The organism is Myxococcus sp. AS-1-15 (genome assembly GCF_020037055.1).
In the GTDB taxonomy this organism is placed as follows: domain Bacteria; phylum Myxococcota; class Myxococcia; order Myxococcales; family Myxococcaceae; genus Myxococcus; species Myxococcus fulvus.
In genome coordinates this window covers 347,302-364,943 of sequence record NZ_JAIQDF010000004.1, presented here as the reverse complement: position 1 = coordinate 364,943, position 17,642 = coordinate 347,302, and the positions used below count along the sequence as shown (strand labels likewise).

The window sequence follows — 17,642 nt, the reverse complement described above, 5'->3', positions numbered from 1 at the left end:
ATGCCGCACTCCCCGCGCTCCGTCCTTCGGTCCGTCACGCTGTTCCTCCTGTTGACCGCCGTGGGCCTGTCGGGCCCCGGCTGTCGGCGCGCGGTGCGCGCGGACCTGGGTGAGGACCGCACGGTGGAGGCGGGCGTGCCCGTGACGCTGGGCTCCGGGGAGAAGGGCGCGCAGGCCCTCTCCTGGGACGTCGGCGACGGCACTCCCACGAAGCAGGGCGCCCAGCTGTCGCACGCCTTCGCCCGGCCCGGCGCGTACACCGTGCGCGCGCTGCACGAGGGCCAGGAGGTGGGGCGCGTGCGGCTCACCGTGGTGCCGCGCCCGTTGCTGCGCGCGGTGCCGGGAGACGCGCAGACGGTGCTGTGGATGCCCCGGCTCCAGGGCAACGTGGAGCCGCTGGTGGACTTCCACGAGCGACTCATCGGCCCCGAGGAGGCGGAGGAGGCGCTGCGCGAGGCGCCCCTGGTGTCGCTCGTGTTGCAGAGCCTGACGCAGGGCTCGAGCGTCGTGGACCCCGAGGAGGGCTTCGGCCTGTTCATCCTGCCGGAGTTCGACGGCGTGGTGGCGGTGCTGGGCATCACGGAGCCCGACGCGGCGATGTCCGCGGTGGCGAGCGAGCTGGAGAGCTCCGGCCACCAGGTGATGCCCACCGATGATGGCGCCATGCGCGTGGTGCCGCAGGATGGCAGCGAGCCGATGCTGCTGTTCGTTGATCGGGGCTACCTGTACCTGGCGATTCCCGACGGGCCGGAGGCGGAGGACGACGAGGAGGGGGAAGAGGGCGTGCCGCTGGAGGTGCTCGCGGTGGAGCCGCCGCGGCCGGCCGTCGCGGACGTGCAGCTGGTGCGTCGGGCGGTGACGGAGCTGACGGGGCCCGGGATGTCCGAGGTGGCGCTGCTCAACGAGCTGCGTCCCAAGGTGGGCGAGGGGAATGTCTACCTGTACACGGGCGCACCGAGGCTCGACGAGGGGGAGGAGGAGGGGCCGGTGCGGGGCTTCTTCGCCTCGATGACGGTGCGCCCCGAGCACGTGTCGCTGGATGGGTTCCTGTCGTCCACGCGGCCGCTGTTGCAGGGGGCGAGCGCGCCTCCGTCCGCGCTGATGGCGGAGAGCGGGTTGGGGCCGGTGGCCGCCGCGCAGCTCTCCGTGCCCCCCGAGGAGCTGGCGAAGCTGGCGTTCGGTGCGCCGGGCTCGCCGCGTCGCGAGCGGATGGTGGAGCGGTGGCGCGCGCGGGGACTGGACGCGGAGGCGCTGTTGAAGGCGCTGCGTGGTGACGTCGCGATGCTGGTGTACTTCGATGCACCGGGCTTCCTGCGGAACTTCGTGCGCAACCAGCGGCCCGAGCCTCGGGGCACCGTCCTCATCGACGCGGGCCTCACCTCCGTGGAGCCGGTGCTGCGGCTGCTCGATGAGCGCGCGCAGGGCTCGTCGCTGCGCTTCGCGATGGAGAAGATTCCCGGAGGCCGCCTCTACAAGACGCTCCTGTGGGGGCAGCCGGTGCAGCTGCGCATCGGCCCCGAGCGCGCCACGTTGATCGCCGGTGAGCCTTTGGAGGGGCGTCCTCGCGGCGATGTCGGCAAGTCGCTGCGCGAGCGCTTCGGCGGTGAGGCGTTCGGCGCGGGGCACCTGTCGGTGATGGCGGACCTGGGGCGGCTGCGCGCGGAGCTGGATGCGCAGGAGTCGCTGCCGGGCGTGCCCGCGGAGCGACTGGCGTCGGCGCAGGCGCTCATCAAGGCGGTGCTGGAGGGCTTCACGCCGCTGGACTCGGGCTTCCTGGACTTCTCGCTGGCCGAGGGCGGCGCGAGGCTGAAGGGGAGTCTGCGATTGAGGGAGAACGCTCGCGCGGGACAGGAGTGGAAGTGAGCCCGGGCGGCGCTGTCACCGTGCTGTACTTCGCCGCCGCGAGGGAGCGCGCGGGGACGGCCCGGGAGCGCGTGGAGGTGCCCGAGGGCGCGACGGTGGAGGTGGTTCTCCAACTGCTCGCGGCGGCGCATCCGGGGCTTGCTCCGTTGCTGCCGCACCTGCGCGTGGCGGTGGACCAGGAGTTCGTGGGCGCGGAGGCGCCGGTGCGGGCGGGCGCGGAGATGGCGTTGATTCCTCCCGTGGCGGGTGGCTCGCCGGGGCTGTTCCGCGTGGTGGAGCGGCCGCTGCGGTTGGAGGAGGTGGTGGAGGCGGTGGGGGGCGAGGCGTACGGCGGGCTCGTCACCTTCAGCGGCTCGGTGCGCGACGCGACGAAGGGGCGGCGCGTGTTGCGGCTGGAGTACGAGGCCTACGCGCCGATGGCCGAGAAGAAGCTGGCGGAGATTGGCGCGGAGGCCGCGACGTCATGGCCGGGCGTGCGGCTGGCCATCGTGCACCGCGTGGGCGTGCTGGTGCCGGGGGAGCTGGCGGTGGTCATCGCCGCCGCGGCGCCGCATCGCAAGGAGGCCTTCCGGGGCTGTGAGCACGCCATCGAGCGGCTCAAGCAGGACGTGCCCATCTGGAAGAAGGAGTTCTTCGAGGATGGGGAGGTGTGGGTCGGCCTGGGGCCGTGAGGCCTTCGTCAGCGCATCCGGAAGCTGGCGGGGATGTTGACCTCGGGGCCCGCGTCCGCCGGTTGCTGCTGCTCGCGCTCGGCGTCGGTGATGGGGCGCATGGGCGTGTCCAGGCCCATGGCCTTGCGACGCGCGGCCTCCTTCTCGGCGGCGAGCTGGAGGGCGCGGGCGTTGGACTCGGCGGCGCGCTCGGGCGTGGGGCCCGCGATGAGGAAGCCCACGGGCAGGCTCAGGAAGAGCAGGCCGACGATGGCGAGCCAGCCCATGTCCTTCCACTGGAGGGGGCCGACGCGCTCCTTCACGACGGAGGCCTGGACGAGCAGGGACAGCTGTCCCTCGGTGAGGCGCAGCGTCATGCCGTCCGAGAGCGTCACGGAGGCGCGGCCCTGGTCCTGGACGAGCTGGGAGCCGGGGAGGGCGGCGAAGGCGTCTCCGCGCTGCTTGTGCTCGACCTGGACCTTGGGGGGCAGGTGGATGCGCCAGCCGCGCTCGGTGCGCTCGGCCATGAGGAACGGCTCTTCCGGGAGGGTGAAGCCGTAGAGGGGCAGGGGCGCCTTCTCATCCGGCGCGGCGTGGACCCGCGTCTGCTCGCGCCCGTAGCTCCAGGCCTCGGCCAGGTTCTCGCCCCAGTACAGCTCGAAGTACAGCCCGCCGTCCGCCTTGGCCTTGGTGCTCATCTCGCGCGTAAGCATATGCGTCCCGCCGCCTGTCGGCCGCATCATCGGGGCCGGAAGCCCACAGGTGGACAGGAAGCGTCCGCCCGCTTGCCCGACAACCAGGGGAGGCTCGCGGTTCCCCTCGCGGGTTCCGGGGCAGGGGATTTCAGGCCGTCGTCCTGCCCATCACCGAGGGACCGCCGGATGAGGGGGTGTCCTTCGTCCCGGACTCGGCGGGTAGCGGAGGTGGCGTCGCGGGTGGAGCGCTCGCGGGAGGCGGCGTGGACGATGGGCTCGCCGCGGGTGTTTGTGTGTCCGCGCCGTGTGGCGCAGGCGTGGTTGTCGGAAGGCCCGACGGCGCACCTGCTGGCGCCGCGCTGTTCGCGGGTGCGTCCGTCGCCCCGGCTGCCGTGGCGGGCGTTGCCGTGGCTCCCACGTTCGTGGGCGTCGCGGAGCCCGTGGATGGCGGCGCGCTCGTTGTGGGGGATGCGCCCCCGCCGCTGCTCCCGGCTGGATTGAGCGCGCTCGCCGCTCCGGAGGCGGGGACCGTCACGCCGCGCGAATCAACTCCTGCCGGTGCGCCTGTCACTGGCGTTGGCGCAGCGGGTGCTGCCTTGGTTCCCGTCGCAGCTGCTGCTCCCGAGCTGGCGACAGGCGGAGCCACAGGTCCTCCAGGGCCCGTGCCGCCCGGTGTCGCGGTCGTGGGAAGCGCCGTTCCCGCGGGTGCGCCGCCGCCAGGGGCCGTCGCTCCCGAGGACGCTCCGATGGGAGGTGCACTCGCTCCCGTCGTGGGGGGCGCTCCGGCCGTGGTGCCACCGGGTCCCGTCGTCGCGGGTGACGCGGACTCCGACTTGAACCGCTCGGGGAGCGCCCCGCGAATCTCCGCGAACGCCACCGCGACGATGACCGTCGCGCTCGCGAGGAACCCCACCGTCTGCGCCACCGTCTCCACGCGAGGCGGCAGCTTGCGACCACTCACCGCCTCCACCAGCAACAGCACGACGCGCCCGCCATCCAGCCCCGGAATCGGCAGCAAGGTCAGCAGCGCGAGCGCCAGCGACGCGGCCACCAGCGCTCGCAGCACCGAGTCCAGCCCCGACGACGCCGCATCGGACGACTCCTGCCGCACCAGCGCCCCGGGGCCCGTCGGTCCACCCCGCGCCTGTTCTCCCTTCGCCAGCCGCGTGAACATCGTCACGCCCTCGGCCGCGAGGTTCATCGTGTGCACCGTCGCGTGCCTCAGCGCCTCGCCCGGCGCATGCGTGCGGTACACGTACTGCTGGCTCACGCCGATGCGTCCCTCGCCACGCTCGTCCGCGCGCGGTCGCACCGTCACCGTGCGCTGCTCGCCGTGCCGGTCCACCCGCAGCTCCAGCGTGCTGCCCACGCCCACCGCCACCTTCTCCACGAACTCCGTCCAGCTGCGCAGCGCCTGACCGTTCACCGAGTCGATGCGGTCTCCGGGCAGCAACTGCGCCCGCGCCGCCTCCGAGCCCGGCCGCACCGTGCCCACCGTCAGCGGCACCACGACGTGGGTGCCCGACGTGTAGAGCGCGAACAGCACGCCCAGCGCGAACAGGTAGTTGGACAGCGGCCCCGCCAGGATGATGAGCGCGCGCCGCAGGGGCCCCAGCGTCCGGAAGCTCGCGGCCTCCGCGACCTCCGAGCGGTGGGGATTCATCCCCTGGATGTGCACCGTGGCGCCCAGCGGCACCGCCCCCACGACGAACTGCGTCCCCCCCAACCGGAAGGACGCCATGGGTGGACCGAAGCCGAACACGAAGCGGGGCACCCGCACCCCGAGCAGCCGCGCGGCGACGAGGTGCCCCAGCTCATGCAGGGCCAACAGCCCTCCGAGGGCCAGCAGGACGAGCGCGTAGTGCATCCTGGACGGCGCTCCCTACAGCTTCCGCCGCTGCCCGGTCTGCTTGTACGTCCGGTAGTCGGAGAGGATGGTGCCGTGGTCGAAGCACAGGTCCGACGGCAGCGCGTCCAGCGCGAACGTGCGCGCCTCCGCCGCGTCATCCGAGCCCTTCGGCTCACCGTCCGCCGTGCCGATGTACACCGTCGACAGCGTGTGCTGCCGCGGGTCCCTCTTCGGGTCCGAGTACGTGAAGAACTGCTCCACCAGCTTCACCTCCAGCCCCGTCTCCTCCTTGACCTCCCGGATGGCCGCCGCGTCCAGGGGCTCGCCCTCGTCCACGAATCCCCCCGGCAGCGCCCAGCCGATGGGCGGGTTCGCGCGGCGGATGAGGACGATGCGTCCACCGGCCAGCTCGATGATGCAGTCCACGGTGGGCTTGGGGTTGCGGTATTCGGGCATGGGGGCCACTCTAACCCCGACCGCCACGAGCGCACTGCACTCGATGCATTCGTGGGGTATGGTGCGCCCCGTGTCCACCCCGAGACGCTTCCGCCTGCTCGTGCCCGCCCTCCTCGTGAGCGCCATGTCGGGCTGCCTGCCCTTCGTCCAGGAAGCGGGCGACTACGAGTTCACTCCCGTGGAGATCTTCCGCGACGACTGCGGCCTCTACGACGCCAACCGCGACTTGTTCCGCGGCAGCCTGCAGGTCACCGGCCGCGTGGTGCGCCTGAACTTCGGGCTGCTCGACACGCAGCTCATCGGCTACTTCCTCGCCGAGGGCGACGACTTCGCCATCGACGGCACCACCATCAACGCCGCCACGCCCGTGCGCGGGGTGGACTGTCTGCTGGATGAAGCCAGCATCCACATCGACGCGACGACGCAGTGCGAGACGCGCTTCGACGGGGCGATGCGGGTGCGCTACGCCTCCGAGCAGCGGCCCGCCGAGTGCGCGTGCGAGCTGTGGATGCGTTTTGAAGCCGTCAAGGAAGCGAACCGCTGCGAATAGCGTGCTTGAGCCCGGCCTCCGGGGTTCCTAGAACAGAGGGGTTGTCGCCCACTCTGCGGAGGAGCCCATGGCTGAAACGCAGCAAGAAATCTCCTCGGTCCTGACCGAGACCCGCGTCTTCCCACCGCCCCAGGAGTTCTCCCAGCGTGCTCACCTGAAGAGCATGGAGGACTACCAGCGTCTGTGGGACGAGGCCGCCCGAGATCCGGACAAGTACTGGGGCGAGCGCGCTCGCGAGGAGCTCTACTGGAAGGAGCCCTTCCAGACGGTGCTCGACTGGAAGCCGCCACACGCGCGCTGGTTCGTCGAGGGGCGCACCAACCTGGCCTACAACTGTCTGGACCGGCACCTGGCCACGCGCCGCGACAAGCCCGCCATCCTCTTCGAGGGTGAGCCCGGAGACCGGCGCACCCTCACGTACGGGCAGCTCGCCATCGAGGTGAACCGGCTGGCCAACGGGCTGAAGTCCCTGGGCGTCAAGAAGGGGGACCGCGTGGGCATCTACCTGCCCATGGTGCCCGAGGCCGCGGTGGCGATGCTGGCGTGCGCGCGCATCGGCGCGGTGCACTCGGTGGTGTTCGGCGGCTTCTCCGCGGAGGCGCTCCAGGAGCGCATGAAGGACGCGGGCGCCAAGGTGGTGCTCACCGCGGACGGCGGCTGGCGCAAGGGCGCGGTGGTGCCGCTGCTCAAGAACGTGGAGGCCGCGCTGAAGAACATGCCCAGCGTGGAGAAGGTGGTGGTGGCGCGCCGCACGGGAGACGCGCTGGCGCTCACCGACCCGCGCATGGTGGCGTGGGACGTGCTGGTCAACGGCCAGTCCGACACGTGCGAGCCGGAGTGGGTGGAGAGCGAGCACCCGCTGTTCATCCTCTACACGTCCGGCTCCACCGGGAAGCCCAAGGGCGTGCTGCACACCACGGCGGGCTACGCGGTGGTCGCCTCGCTCACCACGCGCTGGGTGTTCGACTTGCGCGAGGATGACGTCTACTGGTGCACCGCCGACGTGGGCTGGGTGACGGGCCACAGCTACGTCGTCTACGGGCCGCTGATGAACGGCGCCACCACCGTCATCTACGAGGGCGCGCCCACGCACCCGGGGCCGGACCGCTTCTGGGACATCATCGAGCGCTACAGGGCCACCATCCTCTACACCGCGCCCACGGCCATCCGCGCCTTCATGCGATTGGGCGACGAGCACCCGCGCAAGAAGAACCTGTCCTCGCTGCGCCTGCTGGGCAGCGTGGGCGAGCCCATCAACCCCGAGGCGTGGATGTGGTACCGCGACGTCATCGGTCAGGGCCGCTGCCCCGTCGTGGACACGTGGTGGCAGACGGAGACGGGCGGCATCATGATTTCGCCGCTGCCGGGCGCGACGCCCACCAAGCCCGGCTCGGCCACGCTGCCGCTGCCCGGCATCCACGCGGAGATCCTGGACCGCGCGGGCAACGCGGTGCCGAAGGGGCAGGGCGGCCTGCTCTTCGTCACGAGGCCGTGGCCCTCCATGCTGCGCACCGTGTACGGCGACCCGGACCGCTACGTACGCACGTACTTCAGCGAGCTGCCCGGCAAGTACTTCACCGGCGATGGCGCGCGCACGGACATGGACGGCTACTTCTGGCTGATGGGTCGCGTGGACGACGTCGTCAATGTCGCGGGCCACCGGCTTGGCACCGCCGAGGTGGAGAGCGCGCTCGTCGCCCACAAGCTCGTGTCCGAGGCCGCCGTCGTGGGCCGCCCCGATGACCTCAAGGGCACAGCGCTCGTGGCCTTCGTCACGCTCAAGCAGGGCAACGTGCCCTCACCGGAGCTGAAGAAGGAATTGGCCCAGCACGTCTCCAAGGAGATTGGCGCCATCGCGCGGCCGGATGAGATCCGCTTCGCGGAGGCGCTACCCAAGACACGCTCCGGGAAGATCATGCGGCGGCTCCTGCGCGACGTCGCCGCGGGCAAGCAGGCATCGGGAGACACCACCACGCTCGAGGACCTCAATGTCCTCGCGGCGCTCCAGCAGAACGACGAGTAGCGCATGGAGGCGCGGAGGGTCCCCTGGGCCCTCCGCTTCTCAAGATGGATGTGTCACGTCGTGCTACAACGACAGGACTCCAAGGGTTTGAAACGCAATCGGATTTCACCCAACGTATGAAGGTTGGTCCGCACTCATAATTCGAAATATCCGGGTGTTGAGGAGTTGTTGACACTGGAAAGATGCAGGGGCATTAAAGGCCGCGCTCACCCCCCCGAGCGCGACGTGCCAGGTCCTGTTCCAGCGTCGTTCCCCCTCCCCCTCGGATGTGTTCATGAATCTACGCGATCAGCTCGATTCGCCGTTGTTCACCCATTTCATCGCCAATTACACGCATCCGACCGGCCCTGATCTGCTGGCTCGGACGGAGGCGTTCTTCCAATGGCAGGAGTCACGGCGACAGACAGGATTGTGGCCGTACTCGCGCAGCCTGGAGGGCGCGCCGACCGCTGAGTGTGGCGTGCGCAGCGAGGGTGGGGTGGCGCGGCACGGGGTGAACTTCGGCTCGCAGGACTATCTGTCATTGTCCACGCATCCAGCGGTGGTCGAGGCGGCGCATCGGTCCATCCGGGACTACGGCGTGCACAGCGCCGGCTCCGGGATGTTCGGTGGCAACACGACGCCGGGACTCCAGCTGGAGCAGGCGCTCGGAGAGCATCTGGAGATGCCGTACGTGGCGCTGTTCGCGACGGGGTGGGGCGCGGGCTTCGGCGCCATCGCGGGGCTGGTGCGTCCGGAGGACCACGTGGTGCTGGACGCGCTGTCGCACGCGAGCCTCCAGCAGGGCGCCAGCGCGGCGACGCAGAAGGTGAGCCGGGTGCCGCACCTGAGCAACCGCGCGATGCGCCGCAAGCTCCAGGAGCTGCGCGCCCACGACACGGCCAATGGCATCCTCGTGGTCACCGAGGGCCTGTTCTCCATGGACTCGGACATTCCTCGCATCGAGGAGCTGCAGAACCTCTGTCACGAGTTCGGCGCGACGCTGCTGGTGGACGTGGCGCATGATCTGGGCGCGCTGGGCCCTCGCGGCACGGGCAGCCTGGGAGCGCAGGGGCTGTTGGGGAAGGTGGACCTGGTGGTGGGCTCGTTCTCCAAGACGTTCTCGTCGAACGGTGGCTTCGTGGCGACGCGCTCGCCGGCGGTGCGCCAGTTCGTGCGGGTCATGGGCGGGCCGCACATCTTCTCCAATGCCATCCTTCCGGTGCAGGCGGCGGTGGCGCTCGAGTCATTGCGCATCGTCCGCTCGGACGAGGGCGAGGTGCTGCGCGCGAAGGCGATGGAGAACATCCTCGCGCTGCGCGCCGCGTTCGCCGAGGGCGGGGTGAAGTGTCTGGGGGAGCCCTCCAACGTGGTGCCCGTACCGGTGGGCGACCCGAAGGTCGCGAGGGTCGCGGGCAGGCTCGTGTTCGAGCGCGGCGTGTTCCCCAACATGGTGGAGTACCCCGCGGTGCGCATCCGCGAGTCTCGCTTCCGCATGCAGGTGATGTCGTCGCACTCGGTGGAGCAGATGAAGCTCGGCGCCGAGGTGGTGCTGCGCGCGGTGGCGGAGGCGCGCGAGTTCGTGGAGGCGCCGCAGCAGAGCCCCCTGCGCACCGCGCGCGCCGAGTCGGGCAAGCGCGCCGAGGTCTGACGCGTCAACGAGGCCCCGCGCCGTTCCAGTTGGAGGGCGCGGGGCGCGGTCCTGGGCTGACGCTCCCCTCGTCGAGAGCCCGCGTCGTTGCGTGTGGAGGGCGCGAGGCCTCGTGCTGATGAGGCGCCGCGCGCCTTCCACTGCGTCCGGGTGCCGCGTGGCGGTCAGGTCGCGCGGCACCTCCGAGGCGTGCGGAGATCTCCTCAGCGCGCGGAGGAGTCGTCCGCGCTCAGCTCCTTGAGGTGGGTGATGTCGCCCCACGTCACCAGGCGGAACGCGCCCTGGTGGTAGTCGAACTGGTTCCAACACGCGTTGAGCACCGAGAATGCGCGGGGCGTGGCCGGCGGAATGCCCAGGCTGTGGCGGAAGAAGCTGCTCAGCACGCCGCCATGCATCACCACCACCACGCGCTCGCCCGCATGGCGGGTGCCGACCTCGCCCAGGCACTCCACCGCGTGGCCCAGCCGCTGGGACGTGCTCTCCCCACCGGGGACGACGAAGTCCGGTGCGTTGGTGGCGTACGCGCCGAAGACCTCCGGGTGACGGCGGCTCGCCTCCTCGCGGGTGAGTCCCTCCAGGACGCCCAGCCCCCGCTCGCGCAGCCGGGCATCCGGGCGCACGTCGTGTCCCGTGCGCGCGGCGATGCGCCTCGCCGTCTGCACCGCCCGGCCCAGATCACTGCAATACAGCGCGCTGAAGGACACCGTCACCAGCCGCGCCGCGAGCGCGTCCGCCTGCCGCACGCCCTCGGGGCTCAGCGGGCTGTCCTGGTGGCCCTGCAAGAGCCCCTTCGCGTTCCACTCCGTCTCGCCGTGCCGCAGCAGGATGAGCTCGGTCTTCATCCCGGAAGACTGACGGCGCCGGCCGCACGGGGCAAGGGCTCCGTGCGGCACTGTTGGCGGTTCAGCGTGCCCGCTCCAGGTGCGTCATGCCCTCCTCGAGCAGCGCGGCCACTCCCCGACGCACCACGTGGACGACCTTGCGACTGTAGGCCGGGCCTCCATGCGTGTAGTGCCCGCTCACCTTGTGGTGCAGCTCCGTGGCGCCCCACACCAGCACCAGGTCCGCCCACTCCAAGTCACTGCGGGCCCGGTCCGACGTGCGCCGCTCCGTGCCGTCCACCATGCGCAGGTCGATGTGCGGCCCGAGCTTCGACTCCAGCTCCTCGCGCACCGCGGGCGAGCCTCCCACCACCACCACCTTGCTCACGCCGAGCCGGTGACACGTCTCCACGAAGGCCACCTCCGCCCGGTGGTTCGCCGAACCTCCGCACCTGGCGCAGTGGCTGCGAGGCTCCACGCGCAAGGGCTCCCGGCCGCTCGCCTGGGCCACCTTCACGCACGCCCCATCCGAGCACACGGGGAAGAACCGCCCGTCCAGCACCTGGGCCGCCTTGAGCAGCTTGGGCTCGCTCATCCGCGCCTTGCCGGGACGGGTGAGGCCCGCCTCCTCCAGCACCGCTCGCGCGCGCAGCTTCGCGTCCGTGAGGGTGATGCCCCGCTCCGACAGCCAACCGTCGATGTCTCGGTCCGTGCTCATGACTTGCGCCTCGTCGTCGCGATGGGCTCCACGCGGAACAGCTCCGCCTGAGCAGGGGACGGCTCACCGGGCTCCACCAGCCCGAGCACCTCCTTCACCGGACCGAAGCTGCGTCGGTGGATGGGCAGCACTCCCTTCTCCCGCAGCGCCTGGACGTGGCGCGCCGTCGGGTAACCCTTGTGGTCGGCCAGGCCGTAGCCCGGGTAGCGTTGGTCCAGCTCCGCCATCAGCCGGTCGCGCGTCGTCTTGGCCAGGATGGACGCCGCGGCGATGCTCATCGAGAGCGAGTCACCCTTGATGATTCCTCGCTGCGGCGCCGGGCACTGCGGAATCGTCCGCGCATCCACCAACACGTAGTCGGGCTTGAGCCCCAGCCCCTCCACCGCGCGGCGCATGGCCAACAGCCCCGCGTGGTAGATGTTGAGCTGGTCGATCTCCTCGACCTCCGCCCGGCCCACCGCCCAGGCGACGACGTCGCGCTTGAGCGACTCCGCCAGCGCCTCGCGCTTCTGCGCGTCCAGCACCTTCTTGGAGTCGTCCAGGCCCTTGAGCCGGTAGCTCCTGGGCAGCACCGCGGCGGCCGCCACGACGGGGCCCGCGAGCGGCGCCATGCCCGCCTCGTCCACCCCCGCCACGTGCACGAGCCCCTGCTCCCACAGCTCCGTCTCGAAGCGCAGCAGGTGCCGCAGCCGCTGGCCCTCCGAGCGGTTGCGCTCCTGCCTCGCGCGAATGCGCCGCGCCAGGGACTGGGCGCCTCGACGCGGGTCCGCGTCCAGCGCCTCCAGCAGGCCCGAGGGGATGGGGTGTGCCTGGTTGACGAAGCGCTCGGTCAGCTCGCCGAGCGCGCACTGGAGCCACTGCTCCCGGCTATCGATGGACATGCTGGCGGACCCGAAGAGCTACCGGAACGGTAGGACGCCACGCGGGGCTCCCCAGGGGGGGAACGCGGCTCCCGCCACAACACGTCCCCACCGCCGTACACACGGGAGCGCCCGCACGCTGGGAGGCTCCGAGGACGAGGAAGAGGGGGGAGGTGGCGAGCATGCGGGTCTGACGCATGGCTCCAAGCCGTACCGCATCGGACCGGCCGAACACAACCTCTGCGGTGCCATCTCACATGGAAATCCGTGAGATGTCCGGGAAGTTGGAGGCCCGAGGGCCTGTCAGGGGCTCAACTCCAGGGTCAATTCGGACGGCTCGGGGACGCAGTTGCAGGTGTCACACACCCACTCCACGTGGGAGGCGGGGGACACCTTGGAGCCGGCGGTGGCCGTGACTCGCACCGGGCTGGGCGCCAGCGTCTCGTTGACGGCGGTGGTGACGCCGTCGGAGCCGGTGACGCCGGAGATGCTGACGTTGGAGGCCACGTTGGTGGCGGTGACGGTGGCGCCGCGCACGCGGGCGCCGTCCGCGGAGACGACGGCCACGCGCACGGCCATCAGCGTCGTCTCGCACTCGTCATGGCCTCGCGACATGCGAGGCGCGTCGTCACAGCCGGACAGCAACATGCCGAGTCCGAGGAGCCCACCCACCCATCCACACGCCCGAATCATGCACGGGAAGGTGATGCCGATGCCCGCGCGCGGCAATGCCCGGTTCAATCAGGCCGGGGCCGGCTGCGCTCGCTCGCGAATCTCGCGGCCTGGGTATCCGGATAGCGGTGTTGCACGTACTGGTAGACCTCCTCCGCGCGCGCCGCGTCATTCATCCGCTCACCCAGCACGCGCGCCAGCATGACGAGCGCCCTGGGCGCGGTGGGCGAATCCGGTGCCACGTCCGCGGCGCGTTCCAGCGCGGTGACAGCCAGTGGGAAGTTTCCTTCCACCGCCGCGGCCTGGCCGATGAACAGGTGGTGCTCGGAGGGCACCCTCGCGGCGGGCAGTTGCTCCAGCGCGGCATACAGCTCCAGCGCCCGGGCCACGTCGCGCCCACCCACCGCCAGCGCGAGGGCGGCGAGCCGCTCGTCGGCGCCCACGGGTGCGCCGGGTGTTTCCTCTCCGGGGGACTCCGCTTCCCGCGCGGGAGTGTCCCGCTGCACGCCGGCTCCCCCCAGCGGGGCGGACCCCCGGGTGGGCTGGGCGTTCCCCAGCACGGGCGCCACGTAGTCGCTCGGCTCGCCGTAGCCCACGCGGTCTCCGCGCACGTACAGCAAGAGGCCCAGTACGTGCGCCGCCAGGAAGGGCACCACCAGCGTGATGGCCTCCGCGAGGAAGCGGGAGATGAAGACCAGGCCCAGCGCGCGCACGGCCGCCGCGAGCACGTGCGCGGCGCCATGGACGACGAGCAGCCCCGCGAGCGCGGCGCAGGCCACCAGGTAGTCGGAGCCCAGGCCGCGCGCCAGCCGCAGCACCATGGCCGGGTTGAGCATGTGCGAGACGGGGTGCTCCGACGCCGCGAGCAACAGCCCCATGGGCAGCCACAGACCGCCCACCCCCACGAGCAGCCAGAACACGGGGTCCGCCGTCAGCCCCGGCGGCATCCGCCACTGGATGAACCAGGCGAACATGTCCAGCTTCGCGCTGCCACCCGGGTGTGCCCACAGCCCGTAGACGAGCGACGGCAACCCGGCCACCAGGAACACCAGCAGGCCGCGCAGGCCGGGCAGCAGCGCGTCCCGGAAGATGTCGCTGAAGTCAGGGATGTCGAGCGACGTGTCGCCGCGCGCCGTCTCGCGCACGAGCCCGAAGAAGGTCGCCCAGAACAGGCCGCCATAGAAGGCGATGAGCGGCGGCCGCATGACGAGGAAGGAGTTCTCCGCCAGCCACCCCACCATGCCCAGGAAGATGCTCAGCGCGACGAGCAGCTGCAGGCCCGCGGCGGAGAAGGGGTAGCGCCAGGCCTTGCGCAGCCGACGGGTGAAGGGCACCACGTCGCGGTGGAGGTGGAGCACCTCCGTGTCGCCTCCGCACAGGCCGCACCCCACCAGCTCCACCGTCTGGACGCGGCGCCCCACCGCGCACTCCGGGCACAGGGATGCGCCGCAGGACTGGCACTGCCAACCGGCGAGCTCCCGGGGATGTTGGCGACAGGCGATGGAGGCGGAGGACATGTCCCCCGCAGCCTATGCCGCGCCGGGGGCCTCGTCCCAGGGGGCGCCGAGCCAGGACTGGTACGCGGCCTTCTGGGCCTCGGTGGGCCTGTCCACGCGCGACAGCCACACCGCCTCCGCGGGCTTGGCGCCCAGCACCACCGGCACCTCCAGGAGCCTGTCCCGGCGGAACACCGTCACGCGCACCGTCTCGCCGGGGCGCTTGTCCTCGCACCGGGCGACGAGCGCGGCGCCGTCCGCCTTCCAGCCGTCCAGCGCCACCACGTCGTCCTCCGCGTACAGCCCCGCGTCCTGCGCCGGTGAGCCGTCCAGCACCGTGGCCACCGTGGCGCTCCCCTTGAGCGTCAGGCCCAGCCACCCCTTGGGGCGCGCCTCCGTGGCCTTGCCCTTGGGCGGCGTGCCGCCTCTGTCACTGGCGGACTCTCGCGGGCGGAAGTTCGCCTCCAGGCCCACGTGCGAGAGGACCGAGTAGTCCAGCTCCTCCGTCGTGCGCAGCGCCCGCTCGAAGAAGGTCGACAGGTCCACGCCCGCCACCTCGCTCGCGGCCGCCTCCACGCCGTCCTCGCCCACTCCGGAGCCGTCGCCGTGGCGCTCCCACAACAGCCTCATCACGTCATCCAGCCCGCGCGCGTCGCGGGTGGCGCGGCGAATCTCCAGGTCCAGCAGCGCCGACACCACCTCGCCCTTCAGGTAGTAGGAGATGGCGCTGTTGGGCGAGTTCTCGTCCGGCCGGTAGTGCTTCACCCAGCTCACCAGCGACGCCTCCGCGAGCGTCTGCGTGCGTCGGCCCGGCGTGGAGTGCAGCGCCGTGAGCGTCTCGCCCAGGCGCGTGAGGTAGCGCTGCGCGGACATCAGCCCCGCGCGGCGGACGATGAGGTTGTCGTAGTACGCGGTGGTGCCCTCGAAGGCCCACAGGAGCGCGGTGTAGTTCTCCCTCGAGTAGTCGAAGGGCACCAGCGCTCGGGGCTTCACCCGCTTCACCATCCACAGGTGGAAGTACTCGTGCGCGGCCAGCGTGAGCAGGTCCTCCCAGCCGCGCCCCGTGGACAGGCCCGTGCGCGGGAAGAGCAGGGCGGTGCTGGCCTGGTGCTCCAGGCCGCCGCGGCCCTTGTCCGTCAGGTACAGGAGGAACAGGTAGCGCGGCATGGGCAGCCCGCCGAACAGCCGCGCCTGCACCTCGCACAGCCGCTGGAAGTCCGAGCACAACCGCTCCGGGTCCGCCGGCGTGTCGCCCCAGACGACGACTTCGTGGGACACGCCCGCCACGGTGAAGGTCAGCGGCGTGTGCGGACCCACCTCGATGGGGCTGTCCACCAGCGTGTCGTAGTCGTTCGCCACGAAGGCCCCGTCGCGCTGGCCCAGGGCGCAGAACGACGTCCAGCCCGCCGGCGCCTCCACCGTGACGTGGTGCTCCAGCTCGCGCGTCGCGTCCGTGTAGAGGAACACGCAGGCGCCGTTGAGGTACGCGTGCGTGCCGTCCACGTGGCTGGTGCGCACCGTCAGCTCGTTGCAGTAGACGCGGTAGCGCAGCGTGACGGCCTGGCCCTGGGCGTCCACCCGCCACGTCTGCTTGTCCACCCGCCGCACCGGCAGGGGCGTCCCGTCCCCCGTCGACGCGGTGACGTCCTGGACGTGCCGCGCGAACTCGCGCACCAGGTAGCTGCCCGGCGTCCACACCGGCATCCGCGCGTCGAGGGAGGCTGCGCCCTCGGGGAAGGTGGCCTCCACCTCAAGCAGGTGGGTGTGGGGCCGGGGCAGGCTGACGCGGTAGCGGACGACGGTGGGGGACATGGCCGGGCCTTTCTTCCCGGGCAGGCTACTTCGCCCGGACGAGGACGGCCGCGAAGAAGCCGTCGGTGCCGTGGGTGTGGGGCGCCAGCCTGAGGAACGGGCCGGGGCCGAGCTTTGCTCCCAGCTCCGCGCCCAACAGCTCCGCGACGGGGCGCACGCTGTACTCGGGGTGGCGGGCGAGGAAGTCCTCGACGACGGCCTCGTTCTCCTCGCGCAGCACGCTGCACGTGCCGTAGATGAGCCGGCCGCCGGGCTTCACCATCCGCGAGAAGCGCTCCAGCAGCGCCTTCTGCCGGGCGGCGTGGGTCTCCAAATCCTCCGGCGTCAGGCGGTAGCGCGCGTCCGGCTTGCGGCGGAACGTCCCGGTGCCGCTGCAGGGCGCGTCCACCAGCACCCGGTCCGCCTTGCCCACCAGCGCCTCCAGCGCGGTGTCCACCTCCGGCCCCTCCGCGGGGATGAGCTGGGCGCGCACGTTGTGCACCCCCGCGCGGCGCGCGCGCTTCTTGAGGTCCTCCATCCGCCGCTCGTCGATGTCGAGCGCGTGGAGGTCACCGCGGTTCTTCATCTGCGCGGCCAGCTGGAGCGTCTTGCCGCCCGCGCCCGCGCACGCATCGACGACGCGCGTGGGCGGCGCGTCCACCAGCATGCCGAGCAGCTGGCTGCCCTCGTCCTGGATCTCCAGGAAGCCCTCGCGGAAGCTCTCCAGCGCGAAGACGTTGAGGCGCGTCTCCAGGTGCAGGCCCATGGGCGACAGGGCCGTGGGCTTCGACTCCACCTCCGCGGCGGCGAGTCGCTTCGCCAAGGCGTCCCGGTCCTCCTTCAGGAGGTTGGCGCGCACGGTGAGCGGGGCGCGCTCGTTCATCGCCTCGGCGGCGCGGGCGGCGTCCTTGCCGTACAGCGCGAGGAAGCGCTCGGCGAGGAAGTCCGGCAGCGACGCGGCGATGGGGAAGCGCTTCTTCTCCGGCAGGGCCTCCAGCGCCGCGGCGGCCTGGGGCAGGGCGGAGAGGGCCTGTGCGTCACCGGGCGCCAGCGAGGAGGTGCGCGCCACGTCGGCGAGGGGCTCGCCGTGCAGCACGCGCGAGGTGGCCAGGCGCAGCACGTCCTGCCGCGTCGCGTCCAGCGAGTCGAAGCGCGGGTGGGCGCGCGACAGGAGGAAGTCCACGGTGCGCTGGCGGCGCAGCAGGGCATAGACGCGCTCGGCGACGGCGCGGCGCTCCGACGAGTAGAGGTTGGCCTTGCGGCGCAGGGTGAAGTCCAGCGCCCGGTCCGACAGCCGGCCTTCGTGGCGCACCAGCGCGTACGCCTCCAGGCAGGCCTGGAGCACCAGGTCCTCGCGCAGCGGACGCGTGGAGCGCTCGCGCTCGGCGGCCGTGAGCTTCTTCTTTCCGGACGAAGGGGAGGGGGACTTCTTCTTCGTGGACGGCCGCGCGAAGCGGCGGGACTTGGATGGGGGAGCCATGACGTGCAGGGGCCTTTGCATCCCCGGGGCGGGTTGACAAGCGGGGAAAGCAAACCCGGGTGGCCGCCGGACGCCCTTCGCGCCCGCC

Annotated in this window: 15 protein-coding genes; 5 read left to right on the top strand and 10 right to left on the bottom strand. The window is 71.6% G+C overall.

Translation table 11 applies throughout. From position 1 onward, the window contains the following. Window positions 1-1,863 (top strand): PKD domain-containing protein, encoded by a 1,863-nt coding sequence (locus K8625_RS14610; protein ID WP_223783058.1) that lies wholly within the window; start codon window positions 1-3, stop codon window positions 1,861-1,863. Continuing rightward, window positions 1,860-2,534: a molybdopterin converting factor subunit 1 gene (gene moaD / locus K8625_RS14600; RefSeq protein WP_370641913.1), complete on the top strand. Its 675-nt coding sequence runs from the start codon at window positions 1,860-1,862 to the stop codon at window positions 2,532-2,534. Before K8625_RS14610 ends, moaD begins: the two co-directional genes overlap by 4 nt. 8 nt (window positions 2,535-2,542) lie before the next feature. Here moaD and K8625_RS14595 read toward each other — a convergent pair whose 3' ends face one another. The 3 genes from K8625_RS14595 to K8625_RS14585 all read right to left on the bottom strand — a co-directional run bounded on the left by K8625_RS14595 (window position 2,543) and on the right by K8625_RS14585 (window position 5,513). After that, complete coding sequence (locus K8625_RS14595; protein ID WP_223783057.1) at window positions 2,543-3,211, bottom strand: hypothetical protein; 669 nt, start codon at window positions 3,209-3,211, stop codon at window positions 2,543-2,545. A 145-nt stretch (window positions 3,212-3,356) separates the two neighbouring features. Beyond that, complete coding sequence (locus K8625_RS14590) at window positions 3,357-5,075, bottom strand: RIP metalloprotease (RefSeq protein ID WP_223783056.1); 1,719 nt, start codon at window positions 5,073-5,075, stop codon at window positions 3,357-3,359. Window positions 5,076-5,090: 15 nt separating this feature from the next. Beyond that, window positions 5,091-5,513: an NUDIX hydrolase gene (locus K8625_RS14585; protein WP_223746694.1), complete on the bottom strand. Its 423-nt coding sequence runs from the start codon at window positions 5,511-5,513 to the stop codon at window positions 5,091-5,093. A 70-nt stretch (window positions 5,514-5,583) separates the two neighbouring features. On the opposite strand from K8625_RS14585, the gene K8625_RS14580 reads away from it, so the two are divergent. The 3 genes from K8625_RS14580 (at window position 5,584) to K8625_RS14570 (ending at window position 9,716) form a co-directional block, all read left to right on the top strand. Beyond that, window positions 5,584-6,063: a hypothetical protein gene (locus tag K8625_RS14580; RefSeq protein ID WP_223746695.1), complete on the top strand. Its 480-nt coding sequence runs from the start codon at window positions 5,584-5,586 to the stop codon at window positions 6,061-6,063. Between the two features lie 67 nt (window positions 6,064-6,130). Continuing rightward, window positions 6,131-8,086 carry an acetate--CoA ligase gene (gene acs / locus K8625_RS14575; protein ID WP_223783055.1) on the top strand — a complete coding sequence of 652 codons (1,956 nt, stop codon included), beginning with the start codon at window positions 6,131-6,133 and terminating at the stop codon, window positions 8,084-8,086. A gap of 274 nt (window positions 8,087-8,360) precedes the next feature. Beyond that, a complete protein-coding gene (locus K8625_RS14570) occupies window positions 8,361-9,716 on the top strand; it encodes an aminotransferase class I/II-fold pyridoxal phosphate-dependent enzyme (protein WP_223746697.1) in 1,356 nt (451 codons plus the stop codon). A gap of 203 nt (window positions 9,717-9,919) precedes the next feature. On the opposite strand, the gene K8625_RS14565 is transcribed toward K8625_RS14570, so the two are convergent. The 7 genes from K8625_RS14565 to K8625_RS14535 form a co-directional block, all read right to left on the bottom strand. Continuing rightward, window positions 9,920-10,558, bottom strand: a complete 639-nt coding sequence (locus K8625_RS14565) for a histidine phosphatase family protein (protein ID WP_223783054.1) — start codon at window positions 10,556-10,558, stop codon at window positions 9,920-9,922. Between the two features lie 61 nt (window positions 10,559-10,619). Further along, window positions 10,620-11,255 (bottom strand): hypothetical protein, encoded by a 636-nt coding sequence (locus tag K8625_RS14560; RefSeq protein WP_141326561.1) that lies wholly within the window; start codon window positions 11,253-11,255, stop codon window positions 10,620-10,622. Continuing rightward, the gene (locus tag K8625_RS14555; RefSeq protein WP_223746699.1) at window positions 11,252-12,136 is read right to left on the bottom strand and encodes a ribonuclease HII; all 885 of its coding nucleotides are present in this window, start codon (window positions 12,134-12,136) and stop codon (window positions 11,252-11,254) included. Before K8625_RS14555 ends, K8625_RS14560 begins: the two co-directional genes overlap by 4 nt. Before the next feature lie 282 nt (window positions 12,137-12,418). Next, window positions 12,419-12,787, bottom strand: coding sequence for a carboxypeptidase-like regulatory domain-containing protein (locus K8625_RS14550; RefSeq protein WP_223746700.1), 369 nt, complete (start codon window positions 12,785-12,787; stop codon window positions 12,419-12,421). A 65-nt stretch (window positions 12,788-12,852) separates the two neighbouring features. Then, entirely contained in the window at window positions 12,853-14,304 is a 1,452-nt protein-coding gene (locus K8625_RS14545) for a hypothetical protein (RefSeq protein ID WP_223746701.1), read from the bottom strand. Between the two features lie 12 nt (window positions 14,305-14,316). Next, the gene (locus K8625_RS14540; protein ID WP_223746702.1) at window positions 14,317-16,095 is read right to left on the bottom strand and encodes a M61 family metallopeptidase; all 1,779 of its coding nucleotides are present in this window, start codon (window positions 16,093-16,095) and stop codon (window positions 14,317-14,319) included. A gap of 25 nt (window positions 16,096-16,120) precedes the next feature. Next, window positions 16,121-17,554, bottom strand: a complete 1,434-nt coding sequence (locus K8625_RS14535; RefSeq protein WP_223746703.1) for an RsmB/NOP family class I SAM-dependent RNA methyltransferase — start codon at window positions 17,552-17,554, stop codon at window positions 16,121-16,123. Window positions 17,555-17,642 lie beyond the last annotated feature (88 nt).

What these genes read in the sequence shown, in the direction of transcription:
- K8625_RS14545 (WP_223746701.1), bottom strand. Translation starts at nt 14,304, where the DNA reads ATGTCCTCCGCCTCCATCGCCTGTCGCCAACATCCCCGGGAGCTCGCC.
- acs (WP_223783055.1), top strand. Translation starts at nt 6,131, where the DNA reads ATGGCTGAAACGCAGCAAGAAATCTCCTCGGTCCTGACCGAGACCCGC.
- K8625_RS14585 (WP_223746694.1), bottom strand. Translation starts at nt 5,513, where the DNA reads ATGCCCGAATACCGCAACCCCAAGCCCACCGTGGACTGCATCATCGAG.
- K8625_RS14590 (WP_223783056.1), bottom strand. Translation starts at nt 5,075, where the DNA reads ATGCACTACGCGCTCGTCCTGCTGGCCCTCGGAGGGCTGTTGGCCCTG.
- K8625_RS14555 (WP_223746699.1), bottom strand. Translation starts at nt 12,136, where the DNA reads ATGTCCATCGATAGCCGGGAGCAGTGGCTCCAGTGCGCGCTCGGCGAG.
- K8625_RS14570 (WP_223746697.1), top strand. Translation starts at nt 8,361, where the DNA reads ATGAATCTACGCGATCAGCTCGATTCGCCGTTGTTCACCCATTTCATC.
- K8625_RS14610 (WP_223783058.1), top strand. Translation starts at nt 1, where the DNA reads ATGCCGCACTCCCCGCGCTCCGTCCTTCGGTCCGTCACGCTGTTCCTC.
- K8625_RS14535 (WP_223746703.1), bottom strand. Translation starts at nt 17,554, where the DNA reads ATGGCTCCCCCATCCAAGTCCCGCCGCTTCGCGCGGCCGTCCACGAAG.
- K8625_RS14565 (WP_223783054.1), bottom strand. Translation starts at nt 10,558, where the DNA reads ATGAAGACCGAGCTCATCCTGCTGCGGCACGGCGAGACGGAGTGGAAC.
- K8625_RS14560 (WP_141326561.1), bottom strand. Translation starts at nt 11,255, where the DNA reads ATGAGCACGGACCGAGACATCGACGGTTGGCTGTCGGAGCGGGGCATC.
- K8625_RS14540 (WP_223746702.1), bottom strand. Translation starts at nt 16,095, where the DNA reads ATGTCCCCCACCGTCGTCCGCTACCGCGTCAGCCTGCCCCGGCCCCAC.
- K8625_RS14595 (WP_223783057.1), bottom strand. Translation starts at nt 3,211, where the DNA reads ATGAGCACCAAGGCCAAGGCGGACGGCGGGCTGTACTTCGAGCTGTAC.